Annotated in this window: 10 protein-coding genes; 7 read left to right on the plus strand and 3 right to left on the minus strand. The window is 70.5% G+C overall.

Annotation, left to right across the window (positions count from 1 at the left end):
- Nucleotides 1-79 precede the first annotated feature (79 nt).
- From AB5I40_RS07280 to AB5I40_RS07300, 5 genes are all read left to right on the plus strand, one after another.
- Entirely contained in the window at nucleotides 80-1,681 is a 1,602-nt protein-coding gene (locus AB5I40_RS07280) for an ATP-binding protein (protein ID WP_370937652.1), read from the plus strand.
- The gene (locus AB5I40_RS07285) at nucleotides 1,678-2,349 is read left to right on the plus strand and encodes a response regulator (protein WP_370937653.1); all 672 of its coding nucleotides are present in this window, start codon (nucleotides 1,678-1,680) and stop codon (nucleotides 2,347-2,349) included. The genes AB5I40_RS07280 and AB5I40_RS07285 overlap by 4 nt, the downstream gene beginning before the upstream one ends.
- A 204-nt stretch (nucleotides 2,350-2,553) precedes the next feature.
- Nucleotides 2,554-3,693 (plus strand): alkaline phosphatase family protein, encoded by a 1,140-nt coding sequence (locus AB5I40_RS07290; RefSeq protein ID WP_370937654.1) that lies wholly within the window; start codon nucleotides 2,554-2,556, stop codon nucleotides 3,691-3,693.
- A gap of 152 nt (nucleotides 3,694-3,845) precedes the next feature.
- A complete protein-coding gene (locus AB5I40_RS07295; RefSeq protein WP_370937655.1) occupies nucleotides 3,846-4,316 on the plus strand; it encodes a hypothetical protein in 471 nt (156 codons plus the stop codon).
- A 3-nt stretch (nucleotides 4,317-4,319) separates the two neighbouring features.
- The gene (locus AB5I40_RS07300; RefSeq protein ID WP_370937656.1) at nucleotides 4,320-4,634 is read left to right on the plus strand and encodes a winged helix-turn-helix domain-containing protein; all 315 of its coding nucleotides are present in this window, start codon (nucleotides 4,320-4,322) and stop codon (nucleotides 4,632-4,634) included.
- A 21-nt stretch (nucleotides 4,635-4,655) separates the two neighbouring features.
- Here the strand turns inward: AB5I40_RS07300 and AB5I40_RS07305 are convergent, their stop codons facing one another.
- Complete coding sequence (locus AB5I40_RS07305) at nucleotides 4,656-7,568, minus strand: BTAD domain-containing putative transcriptional regulator (protein WP_370937657.1); 2,913 nt, start codon at nucleotides 7,566-7,568, stop codon at nucleotides 4,656-4,658.
- Between the two features lie 179 nt (nucleotides 7,569-7,747).
- Between AB5I40_RS07305 and AB5I40_RS07310 the strand changes: the two genes are divergently transcribed.
- Nucleotides 7,748-9,445 (plus strand): CHAP domain-containing protein, encoded by a 1,698-nt coding sequence (locus AB5I40_RS07310; protein ID WP_370937658.1) that lies wholly within the window; start codon nucleotides 7,748-7,750, stop codon nucleotides 9,443-9,445.
- A 47-nt stretch (nucleotides 9,446-9,492) separates the two neighbouring features.
- Here the strand turns inward: AB5I40_RS07310 and AB5I40_RS07315 are convergent, their stop codons facing one another.
- Both AB5I40_RS07315 and AB5I40_RS07320 read right to left on the minus strand, forming a co-directional pair.
- Nucleotides 9,493-10,305: an oxidoreductase gene (locus AB5I40_RS07315; protein ID WP_370937659.1), complete on the minus strand. Its 813-nt coding sequence runs from the start codon at nucleotides 10,303-10,305 to the stop codon at nucleotides 9,493-9,495.
- 3 nt (nucleotides 10,306-10,308) lie between these two features.
- Nucleotides 10,309-11,493, minus strand: coding sequence for a cytochrome P450 (locus tag AB5I40_RS07320; RefSeq protein WP_370937660.1), 1,185 nt, complete (start codon nucleotides 11,491-11,493; stop codon nucleotides 10,309-10,311).
- Between the two features lie 160 nt (nucleotides 11,494-11,653).
- Between AB5I40_RS07320 and AB5I40_RS07325 the strand changes: the two genes are divergently transcribed.
- On the plus strand, nucleotides 11,654-12,355 hold the full coding sequence (locus AB5I40_RS07325; protein ID WP_370937661.1) for a helix-turn-helix domain-containing protein: 702 nt from the start codon (nucleotides 11,654-11,656) through the stop codon (nucleotides 12,353-12,355).
- Nucleotides 12,356-12,359 lie beyond the last annotated feature (4 nt).

Genomic DNA, 12,359 nt, shown 5'->3' on the forward strand with positions numbered 1-12,359 from the left:
GCCGCGGTTTCTTGGCATCCGCGCGGTCTCGTGGTGTCATGCGGGACGCCCCTACGACAAGTGGCAGAGCGGAGCGGTCATGTGGCGGTCACGTCCTCTCGCCTCGCAGATCCTCGTCGCCGTGCTCGGGATCCTGCTCGCCACCGTTTCGGCTGGCGCTCTGCTCTACGTGAAGCTCGCCGGACAGACCCTCGACACGCAATACGGCCAGCGCGCGCTCGGGATCGCGAACACCGTCGCGCAGATGCCGTCCGTCCGCGACGCCCTCGTGCGGCGCGATCCCGGCCACGCCATCCAGGCCGCCGCCGAGCAGGTACGGCGGGCCACGGGCGCGTCATACGTCGTCGTCACCGACAGGTCCGGGCTGCGCTACTCCCATCCCAATACCGCGCTCGTCGGCGAGCGCATCGAGGAACCGGTGGCGGCCCTCGATGGACAAGGCCACCTCGGCATCGACAACGGCAGCCTCGGCCGGTCCGCTAACGGCAAGGCACCGATCTCCGGCCGCGGCGGCGGGATCGTGGGCCAGGTTTCGGTGGGAATCCTCGAAGAACAGGTCACGAGCGAGCTGGTGAGCGACATCCCCTGGGTGCTCCTCTACTCCGGGTTGGCGCTGGCCATCGGGATGGCGGCGTCCTTGCTGCTTTCCCACCGGATCAAGCGCGCGACCTTCGGCCTGGAAGTCTCCGAGATCGCTTCCCTGCTCCAGGAACGGGAAGCGATGCTGCACGGCATCCGCGAGGGCATGGTGGGCCTCGACCGGCACGGCCGCGTCGAGGTGATCAACGACGAAGCCCGCCGACTGCTCGCCATTCCCTCCGCCGCCCGCGGCCGCGAGCTGAGCGAACTCGTCCCGCCCGGCCGCCTCCGCGACCTGCTCACCGCGTCCGCCGCTGACGACGAGGTCGTCCTCACCGACGAATTCCTGTTGGTGGTCAACAAAATGCCAGTAGTCCTTTCCGGACAGGACGCCGGTTCGGTGATCACCTTGCGCGACCGCACCGAAATGGAAGGCCTGGTGCGCGAACTCCACGCCGTCACCGGTCTGACGACCGCTCTGCGCGCACAGGAACACGAATTCGCCAACCGGCTGCATGTCCTGTCGGGACTCCTGGGCCTCGGCGAAGCGGAGGAAGCCGGCCGCTACCTCACCGAAATCGCGCACGGCCCCGCCGCGCAGGCGACCGATCTGCGCGCCCGGTTCTCCCCGCCCGAACTCGCCGCGCTGCTTTCGGCCAAGGTCGCCATCGCCGCCGAACGCGACGTGCGCCTCGAGGTCGATCCCGGTTCCGGGCTCGACCTCAGCACCGCCGACCCCGGCGCGCTCGTCACCGTTCTCGGCAATCTCATCGACAACGCCGTCGACGCCGTGGCCGGGCAGCCGGGAGAACGCCGGGTGCGCGTTCTCGTCGACACCCTCGGCCCGGACGTCCGCGTGGTCGTCTCCGACACCGGTCCCGGCATCCCCGAGGAAACGCTGCACGAGATCTTCATTGACGGCTACTCCACGAAAACTCCTCGCCCCGGCATGCGACGCGGCCTCGGTCTCGCCCTCGTCTACCGGCTGGTGCGCCGGTCCGGCGGGTCGATCACGGTGGACGGTTCGGCCGGGGCGCGATTCGACGTTCTGCTCCCGAATTCCCGTTCCCGCGCCGCGCTCGAGCCGGCGGAGTACGCATGACCGTCCGGACTCTCGTCATCGACGACGACTACCGCGTCGCCTCGATCCACGCCGCCAGCATCGACCGCGTGCCCGGCTTCGCCTCCGTCGGCCAGGCCCACACCGCGGCGGAAGCCCGCGCCCGCGTCGAGGAACTCCGGCCCGACCTGCTGCTGCTCGACGTCTACCTGCCCGACGAAGACGGCCTCTCCCTGCTTCGCGATCTGCGCTCGGGAGGTGCCCCGCCCGGATGCATCGTCATCACCGCTTCCCGCGACCTCGGCACGGTCCGTTCCGCGATCCAGCTCGGCGCCGCCTACTACCTGGTCAAGCCGTTCGGTTTCGAGCAGCTGCGCGAGCAGTTGACGGCGTACCGCAGTTGGTGCGAACGCGCCTCCGGGAGCGGCGACGTCGATCAGGCCACAGTGGACAGTCTGTATTCCGCGCTCCGCGGCTCCGCGCCACGCACGGACCCGCTTCCGCCGACCATGCGCAAGGTGCTCGACACGCTCCGCCGGGCCGGGCAGCCGCTCGGCGCCGAAGCGCTCGCGAGCACGCTGGGCATCAGCCGTCCCACGGCGCAACGCCATCTGAGCGAATTGCACCGCCGCGGTTTCCTCAGCCTCGAACTGGAGTACGGGAGCGCGGGCCGCCCGACGCACCGGTACGCGGTCGCCGCCGAGCGCTGATCCGGGCGGCCCGGACTCCCGGCGCGAACCCGGCGAACAGACCCTTCCGCGCAATCGGCGATATCCCGGGCAGGACAAGGGAATCCGGTTGCTCCCATCGGGGTTTCCCGGTGGCCGGGGCACCGGCGGCGGGCGATCATTCAGCGGAACCGGCGCGACCGGAGCATCCGGCCGCCCGCCCGCCGGAGCACCGAAGGGATCGCCATGGCCGCCACCGGCCCGATCGACCACGTCGTCGTCCTGGTCCAGGAAAACCACACCACCGACAACTATTTCCGCTCGATGGCCGCGTTCGGCGCGAACGTCGCGACCGGCTGGCCGGTCTCCCCCAACCCGCCGAAGTCCGACCAGCCGCACGACCGCAAGGCCTACTACCGCTGGCTCACCAAGAAAAGCACGGGCGCGCACGTCCAGTTCGACACCGTCGCCGACCTGCCGTTCTACGCCTGGCTCGCGGCGAGCAGCGCGTTCGTCGAGAACCACTGCGCGGGCTACGGCACCAACTCGACGCCGAACCACCTGCTCATCGTCGGCGGCCAGACGCCCACGCTGCGCAACCCGCCGCGCAGCCAGGCCGACCCGGTGTGGGACATGCCGTCCCTGCCCGGACTCGCCGCCGACCACGGCGTGAGCTGGAAGGCCTACACCGGCGCCAGCGGGTATCCGGTCGAGTTCTACCAGCAGCTCAAGGGGTCGCCCAATATCGTGCGTTCGGCCCAGATCATCGCCGACGCCCAGTCCGGTGCGCTGCCCGCGCTGTCGATGGTCTGGCACGACTCGCCGTATGACGAGCACCCGCCCGCGGACGTCAGCAAGGGCGAGGACACCGTGTGGCAGGTCGTCGACGCGATCGTGAAGGCCGGACTGTGGGACTCGACGGTCTTCCTCCTGACCTGGGACGACTGGGGCGGCTTCGACGACCACGTGGCCACGCCGAACGTCGAGATCACCCCGGACGGCGTGCAGCTCGCCTACGGCCCGCGCGTGCCGCTGCTGATGTTCGGCGGACGGGTCAAACCCGGCATCGACCACCGCTGGTCCTGGCATCCGAGCATCCCGAAGACCGTCATCGACCTGCTGAAGCTGCCGCAGCTGGGCGTCCCCCGCGTCGACGGCGACCACGGGCTCGCCGATCTTGTCGACCTCTCCCCCGGCGCGAAGCTGAACCCGCCGCCTCCGGCGCACGGGACCACGATCACCCAGCCCACGCCGCCGAAACCCACCCCGACGCCGACTCCGGTGCCGCCTCCCCCGGTCGCCAAACCGGCTCCGGTCGGGCCGATCCTGCTGCGCGGCGGGGGCACGCTGCCGCCGCCTAATGACGTGCCGTTGACCGTCCACTGAGGACTGACCGGCCCGGCGCACCCGGGCCGCATGGCGTCGGACAGCACTGCCGTCAGCTCTCAGGCAAGTACTTGCCTCAGGGGAAAGCGAGAGGTACTTTCTCCTCAGGCAAGTACTTGCCTGAGAGGTTGCGCCGCGGAGGAGTGGCAGCAGTGAGCGAACCAACGAACGAGCCGACGCCCGAAGAAGCGGCGGCGGCGCTGCGCACGGCCCGCGAGAGCCGGGAGCGGATGCTCGCGTCCGCGCTGGGCGCTCGGTGGATTCCGGTCGTCGCCGGTCTGGTCGTGTTCGGCTACACCGTGGCCATCGATCTGCTCCCCTGGACGCGGCCCTGGCTGACCTTCGTCGTGCTGGGCGTCGCGCTGATCCTGGTCGTGCTCCTGCGCACCAGGACCGGCGGCAGCCTGCTCGGCCAGCCGGTCTCGGTGTCGAGCCGGGCCTTGCCTCCCGCCGTCTTGCGCGTCGCGCCTGTCCTCGGGCTGGCGATCGTCGCGGCCGTCGCCGTCCCCTTGCTGCACATCCCGCACGGCACGATCGTCTACGGCGCGCTGGCCGGGCTCTATATCATCTTCCTCGGCCCCAGGTTCCAGCTGTGGCTGCTTCGCCGGCGAGACAAGGACTGAACGGTGGCCGAGCTCGACCAGCTCCTGTTGGACCCGACGAGACTGGCCATCGTCGCGCTGCTCTCCGCCGCCGAATGGGCGGAGTTCGGGTTCGTGCGCGACGCGGTGAAGCTGTCCGACTCCGCACTGTCCAAACAGGTCTCCACGCTGTCGAAGAACGAGTACGTCGACGTCCGCAAGGGCTACGTCGGCAAGCGGCCGCGGACGTGGCTCAACCTGACCGACAGCGGCCGCGACACCCTCGCCGGGCACCTCGCCGCCCTCCAAACCATTGCCGTGCAAGCACGTTCGGACGGCGCCAAGCAACCCCGCGACTGACTCGGCGCCGCGCGGACCGGGTCACGGCGAGGACGGCGGCACCGGACCGTTCGCCTGGTCAGCGCCGCCGATCGTCTGCCACAGCCGCCGCGCTTTCTCGTGGTGTTGCTGCGCCAGATCAGGGACACCGGCCGCGGCGTCGAGATCGCCGATCAGCTGCCAGCACGCGGCTTCATCCTGCCGGTCGCCATGCCGGTGGAACACCTCCGCGGCGCGCTCCAGCACCGGCCCCGCCCGGTCCCGATCACGCTGGCCCGCATAGACACGGCCGACTTCCAGCAACGTGTACGCGGCGCACCGTTCGTCGGCCAGATCCTCGAAGGCCGAAAGCGCCTGCCACAGACAGCGCAGCGCCTCCTCCGGATCACCGCGCTGGTCGTGCAGACGACTGCACCGGCGCAGCACGACAGCCACCCGATGCCCGTCGCCGAGCGCCCTGGCCTGGCGCAGCGCCGCGTCGAACCAGAACTGCGCCTCGTCGAGGTCGCCCCGCACGAGCCGCAGCACGCCAATGGAACACGACAGCTGCGCTTCGAGATGCGGATCGCCCTCGGCGACCACGATGGCGTGCGCCTGCTCGACCCGGTCGAGGGCTTCGGCGTAGCGGCCCTGGACCCGGCTGACGGTGCCCAGCATCGTCATCGACAACGCCTCGCCGCGCTTGTCCCCTCGTCCCTGGCACAGCCCGGCCGACGACTCCAGAGCCCGGGTCGCCGCGTCGAACTCGTCGCGATAGATGTGCAGCTGCGCCAAACCGCGCAACAGCACCGATTCGCCCCGGACATTGCCCACGGCCACCACCGCGTCCAGCGCCAGCCGGTGCCCGTGCTCCCAGTCCTGATACCGGCACCGGTGGTCGTAGTAGGTGACGGCGGCGGCCGCCAGTTCCCAGGCCGGCTCGGCCATTCGCCAGTCCGCGGCCAGTTTCACCGCGGCGAGCAGGGTGTCGCGTTCCGCGTCGAACCAGCCGGCCGGGTCGGCCAGAAGCCGGTCCGCAACCGCGCCGGTCAACGGACGGCGCGGCGCGGAAGCGGGCACCGGGACCAGAATCCCGGCGGGCAGCCGGGCGGCGGCGCGCCCGGCGAGGTCCAGCCAGGACGCCAGCACCCGGGCGATCGCGTCCCGCTTCTCCTCCTCGGGCAGCCCGGCGGCGACCTCGACGGCGCAGGTCCGGATCAGGTCGTGCAGGCGGTACCGCGGCTGGCCGACGGCGTCCGTGGCGGTCAGCCGCACCAGGTTGGCGTCCACGAGGAGGTCGAGCACCTCGTCCGCGTCCGGGCGGTCCAGCAGCGGGCCGAGCACCCAGCCGGGCAGGGTGCAGGCGCCGAGCAAGCCCAGCAGGCTCAGCGCGCGCACCGCGTCGGCGGGCAGCAGCCGCAGGCTCAGCCCGACGCTGGCGCGCACGCTCAGGTCCCCGATCTTCAGCTCGGCCAGCCGCCGGGATTCGTCCTCGAGCCGTTCCCGCAGCACCCGCAGCGTCCAGGCCGGGCGGCCGGCGAGCTTGGCGCCCGCGATCCGGATCGCCAGCGGAAGGTTGCCGCAGCAACCGAGGATCGCGTCGGCCTCTTCGGGTTCCTGCTCGACCCGCCGCTGCCCGACGATGCCGGTGAACAGTTCCCGCGCCTCCGGCGGGCTCAGCATGTCCAGGTCGAACCGGCGGGCACCGGGCAGATCTGTCAACAAGGTGCGGCTCGTAATCACGACCGCGCAGCCACCCGCCCCGGGCAGCAACGGCAGCACCTGATCGGCGTGGCCCGCGTCGTCGAGCACCACCAGCATCCGGCGCCCGGCCAGCAACGACCGGTACAGCGCGGCCCGGGCCGACAGCCCGTCCGGGATTCCGCTGCCGGTGATCGAGAGCGCACGCAACGCCTCGGCCAGCATCAGGGCCGGGTCCTGCGGTTCGTCCGAGGTCGCGGCGAGGTCGAGGTAGAGCTGGCCATCGGGGAAAGCGGCGCTCGCCAATCGCGCGGCGTGGGTCGCCAGACAGGATTTGCCGACCCCGGGACCGCCCGCGATAACCGCCACCGGGACGCGGTCCGGCTCCGGCGCGTCGAGCAGCCGGGCGATTTCGGCGAGCGTGTCGGCCCGGCCGACGAAGTCCGGGACGTCCAGCGGCAGTTGGCGCACCGGCAGCGCCATGACCGGTTCGGGGGTTTCCGTTGGTGCGGCGGAGGATCCGGTCGCCGGGACCTCCAGTGCGGGATCGGCGGTCAGGATGCGCTGGCGCAGCGCCTGGACCGGCGGGGTCGGGTCGACGCCGAGCTCGCCGGTCAGGGTCCGGCGCAGCCGTTCGTAGGCCTGCAGTGCCTCGCCCTGGCGACGGCACCGGTAAAGGGCGACCATCAAGTGTTCGGCGATCTGCTCGTCGTAGGGATGCTCGCGGGCCAGGACCCGCAATTCCTCGACGACCTCGCGATGCCGTCCCAGATCCAGTTCGATGCCCAGGCAGCGTGCGTGCGCGGCCACGCGCTGGTCGTTCAACCGTGCCGCTTCCGACTCCAAGACCCGGCTGGAGATGTCGGCCAAAGCGTTGCCGCGCCAGCAGGCCAGCGCGCGCCGCAACGCGGCAGCGGTCTCGGCCGGGTCCGTACTCCGTTCGGCGAGGCTCCGCTCGCGGTCGAACTCCAGCAAGTCGAGCTGATCCGGCGCGAGGCGGATCAGGTAGCCGCCGCGGCGCGTGCTGATCAACGAGGCGGGCGCTCCGCACCCGGCGAGATTGCGGCGCAGCCCGGACACTGCGTCCTGGACCTGGCGCACCGCGGTGGCGGGTTCTTTCCCGTCCCACATCACCGCGACGAGCCTGCCCATGGCGACGAGGTTGTTGGCGTCGAGCAGAAGCGCGGCCAGCATCTTGGCCTGCCGCGGCCCGTCGAAGCGGACCTCGCGCCCGGCGATCCGGGCGTGCAGCGGCCCCAAAACGCCGAATCGCATGTTCCCCCCAGAACAGCGCCGCCCCGGCAGCTCTCGCGCTAGGACAAATCTAGGACGACCGGCGGGAGCGTGTCCATAGCGTCCCGCTCGCCGGCACCGGAGACCGGCAGGCGGGCGGTGCGCGGCGTCCAGTCGCACCAGCGCGCCCGAGGACAACCGACGGTTTTGGGGGAATAGTCATGTTTTCCGCGCACCACCGCCTCAGATCCCGGCTCCTGGCCGGGCTGATCGGGGCGGTACTCGGCGGGGCCGCGCTGGTCAGTATCAGCACGCCCGCTTCGGCCGCGACCGGCGGCCAGATCGTGAGCATCGCCAACGCGAACCTCGGCAAGGGGTACTGCAGCACGAACAGCGCCGGCGGCACCGGTTTCGACAACAGCTGCACCGGCGGCGGCGAATTCTGGTGCGGCGACTTCGTTTCCTGGGTGTGGCAGCAGGCCGGGGTGCCCGTTCCGGCCAGCGCGCCCGCCTCGGTTCCCAGCTGGATGAACGTCTCCGCCTATCACTCGCTCGGCAGCGGATACGTGCCGCAGCCCGGTGACGCCGTCATCTTCGGCGACGACCGGTACCCGACCGATGGTTCCCACATCGCTGTCGTGACCGACTACAGCAACGGGCTTTTGTCCGACGTCGGCGGCGACGAGGGCGGCAGCGGAAGCGGCAGCGCTTTCTGGTCCAGCAGCAAGGTCCAGGCCGACGAGGGCAACGGCGGCCCCTGGAATCCGCACGACAAGCTGTTCCCCGGCAAGAGTTACGAGATGTGGGTGCTCGGCTACGTCAGCAGCGGCGCGTCCACGCCTCCCCCGCCGCCTCCGAGCACGCTGCCGCAGGGCGGCTCCGGGATCGCGGCCGACACCAACGGCGGCTTCGCCACCGCTTGGCGTGGCCGCGACGCCAACAACAGCCTCTGGGTCGGCACCGGTTCCGGCACCTCTCTGGCGTCGTACGGCGACCCGTGGGCGCTCGGCGTCGCCGCGAACACCAAACCCTCGATCGCCACGTTCCCGGACGGCAGCTGGGTCACCGCGTGGCAAGGCCGCGATGCCGGGAGCAGCCTGTGGATCGCCACCGGCAAGGGCAATTCCATCACCGCCAAGGGCAACCCGTGGGCGCTCGGCGTAGCCCCGAACACCAGCCCCTCGATCGTCCCGCTCCCGAACAACCAGTGGGCGGTGGCGTGGCAGGGCCGCGACGCCAACAACAGCCTCTGGCTGGCGACCGGGCAAGGTGCGTCCATCACTGCGAAGGGTGCTCCGTGGTCTCTCGGCGTCGCACCAGGTACGAGTCCTTCGCTGGCGCCGTTGTCCAACGGCGGCTGGGAAGTCGCTTGGCAGGGCCGCGATGCCAACAACAGCCTCTGGCTCGGCACCGGGTCCGGCGTCGCCCTGTCTTCCTACGGCGATCCCTGGGCGTTGGGCGTTGCCGCCAACAGCAGCCCCTCGATCGTCACGCTGCCCGACGGCGGATTTGAAGTGGCGTGGCAGGGCCGGGACGCCAACAACAGCCTGTGGCTGGCCTCCGGCCGGGGCTGGTCCATCACCGCCAAGGGCGACCCGTGGGCGTTGGGTGTCGCCGCAGGCACCAGTCCTTCGCTGGCACCGCTTTCCAACGGCGGCTGGGAAGTCGCCTGGCAAGGCCGCGATGCCAACAACAGCTTGTGGCTCGGTACCGGGGCCGGGACCTACTTCTCCTCCTACGGCGATCCGTGGGCGTTGGGGGTAGCCGCGAACGCCAGCCCGTCGATCGTCACGCTGTCTAACGGTGGCTTCGAGGTGGCGTGGAAGGGCCGGGACGCCAACAACAGCTTGTGGCTGGCGACCGGCCGGGGTTCGTCGATCTCCGCGAAGGGCGACCCCTGGGCGCTCGGCGTCGGCTGACCCGTACTCGTGTCCTGCGGGCGCGCCCCGCAGGACACGAGGCGTTCCTACTGGATCGGGCGAGTGACCAGTTCGTCGAAATCCCGGTCGGGCAGGGTCCGGTTGAGCTTCAGCAGTTCCTCGGCGTGCAGGCCGACGGCATACCGGGTGTCCGGCGGATCAGCTTCCACGGCCCGCCGGATGGTTTCGGCGACGACCGCGGGATCGGCGCCGTCCGCGAGACCGGTTTCGGACTTGCTCGCCATCGCCTCGGCCATTCCCGCGTACGGGCCATGACCGGAATATTCCCTTAGCTGCGCGGCGGTCTGGTCCTCGAATTCGGTTTTGATGATGCCGGGCTGAATCACCACGACCTCGATGCCGAAGGGCCGGACCTCCATGCGCAGAGTGTCGGAGTAAGCCTCGAGCGCGTGTTTGGAGGCGTAGTACCAGGCGCCGAGCGGGAGGCTGATCTCCCCGCCGATCGAGGAGACATTCACGATCCGGCCGGACCCCTGCGCGCGCATCGCGGGCAGCACAAGCTGGACGAGCCTGGCCGGCGCGAACACGTTGACCTGGAACTGATCCCGGGCCGCGTCCAGCGGGACGTCTTCGGCGGCTCCGTGCAGCACCGTTCCGGCGTTGTTGATCAAGACGTCGATCCGGCCCTGTTCGTCCAGGACCGTGCGGACGACGCGGTCGAGGCCGGTCTCGCTCCGGGCGTCCATGGCGAGCGGATGTCCGCCTGCGTCGCGGAGGTAGTCCATTTTGGACACTCGTCGCGCGGCTCCGTAGACGGTGTAGCCCGCCTTCAGCAGTTCCAGAGCGGTGGCGCGGCCGATTCCCGCCGACGCCCCGGTGAGCAAGCACACCTTCGACATGGTTCAGACCTCCCAGGCGACGGGCAGGTGGTGGACGCCGTAGATGAGCATGTCGGAGCGCAGGGCGACGTCTTCGGAGGGAACGGCGAGGCGCAGCGACGGGAACCTCGTCAGCAGGGCGGGCAGGGCGACCCGCATTTGGACACGCGCGAGTTGCTGGCCGAGGCACTGGTGGATGCCATGGCCGAAGGCGACATGCCCGCTCGTTTTGCGGCGCAGGTCGAGCTTTTCCGGGGCGGGAAAGTGCGCGGGGTCGTGGTTGGCCGCGGGCACCGAGATGGTCACCGACTCCCCCGCCGTCACCTGTTCGCCGCCAAGCTCGAGGTCTTCCAACGCGGTGCGCACGGTGAACGGGATAATGCTCAGGTAGCGCAGCAGTTCTTCGACCGCGTTGTCGGCCAACTCCGGCTCGTCGCGCAGCAGGGCGAGCTGGTCGGGGTGTTCGAGCAGCGCGAAGAGGCCCAGCGCGAGCATGTTCGTGGTGGTGTCCAAGCCCGCGGCCAGCAGCGAGAAGCCGATGTTGACCAGTTCGGTGTCAGTGAGGTCGCTGCCGGTGAGATCGCTGAGGATGTCGTCCGCGGGGGCTTTTCGTTTGGCAGCCACCAATTCGCCGATGACGCCGAGCACCGCGCCGTAGGCTTCGCCGATCTCCTCCGGCGTGTTGTCCAGCCGGAAAAGCGCGAGCGCGTGCTGCTGGAACCGATCGCGTTCGGCGTAGGGAACCCCGAGCAGTTCGCAGATCGTCTGCGCTGGCAGCGGTTGCGCCAGTGCCGGGACGATGTCGGCCGGGCTGCCGCGTTCGGCCATGGCGTTCAGGCAGTCGTCCGCGATCTCCTGGATCCGTTCGGTGAGCCGACGCATCCTGCGGACGGTGAACTGACCGGCGAGCAGCCGCCGGTAGCGGGTGTGCTCGGGTGCGTCCATGCTGCCGAACATTCCCGGCGGCGCGGGTTGATCGCTGGTGGCGGCGGCGCCGGGGATCGGCAGGTGCCGCAGTTCGGCTCGCGCGCTGAACCGGCGGCCGGCCAGCACTTCGCGGGCCAGCGCGTGGCCGGTCACCAGCCATCCGGCGTGTCCGTCCGGGTAGTCCAACCGGCTGAGCGGACTCTTCTCGCGCAGTTCGGCCAGCCCCCGCGGCGGGTCGAACGGCAGGCCGGCCGGACGTTCGGTCGGCAGTGTCCTGGTCATCGCCAGCTCCCTTCCCGTGAACCTCTTGCGGGAAACGGTAGGGCGATGTTTTATTGGCTCGCAAACGTTGAATTCACATCTGTGCAGGCAGTGGCTAATTTATCGATGCACTAGCCTGCAGCTGAATGCACCGGTGACGGGTCCAGTCGAGGCGGAGACGATGTCAGGCGGCAGGTTGAGCTACCCGGAACGACAGCGCATCGCGGCCGGATTGGCGGACGGGCTGAGCTACGCCGAGATCGGCCGACGGCTGGGCAGGCCGAAGTCGACGGTGATCCGCGAGGTCGCCCGCAACGGCGGAGCGCACGACTACCGGGCCGACCGCGCCGAACAGGCCGCCCGGCGACGAGCGCGCCGCCGCACCCCCACGGCGCCGCCCGCCCCGCCGGTTCGGGCAGCTCCGGATCCGCGGACCCGGAGCGACTTCGAGACGCGCTTCGCGCGGATGGCCGCCCAGACCGGAATGCCGTCGATGATGGCGCGGGTGCTGATCTGCCTGTTCACCGCCGAATCCGGCAGCCGCACCGCGACCGAACTCGCCGCCCGGCTGCGCGTCAGTCCCGCGTCGGTCTCCAAAGCGGTGGCCTGGCTGGAAGAACGCGGCCTGCTGCGGCGCGAGCGGGACGGCCGCCGCGAGCGCTATCTCATCGACGACGACGTGTGGCAGCGGGCCTGGCTCGCCAGCATGGAAGGCATCGCCCAGTGGGCCGATTTCACCCGCCACGGCGCGGAACTGTTCGGCGGGGACACGCTGGTCGGCGCGCGGCTCCTCGAGACAAGTCACTGGCTCCAGCACATCCGGCAGGACATGATCGACGCCGCCGGGCACTGGCGGCAGGGTTCGCGCGCCGCGCGGTCTTGACCTC

Source organism: Amycolatopsis sp. cg13, from assembly GCF_041346965.1.
Classification (GTDB): Bacteria; Actinomycetota; Actinomycetes; order Mycobacteriales; family Pseudonocardiaceae; genus Amycolatopsis.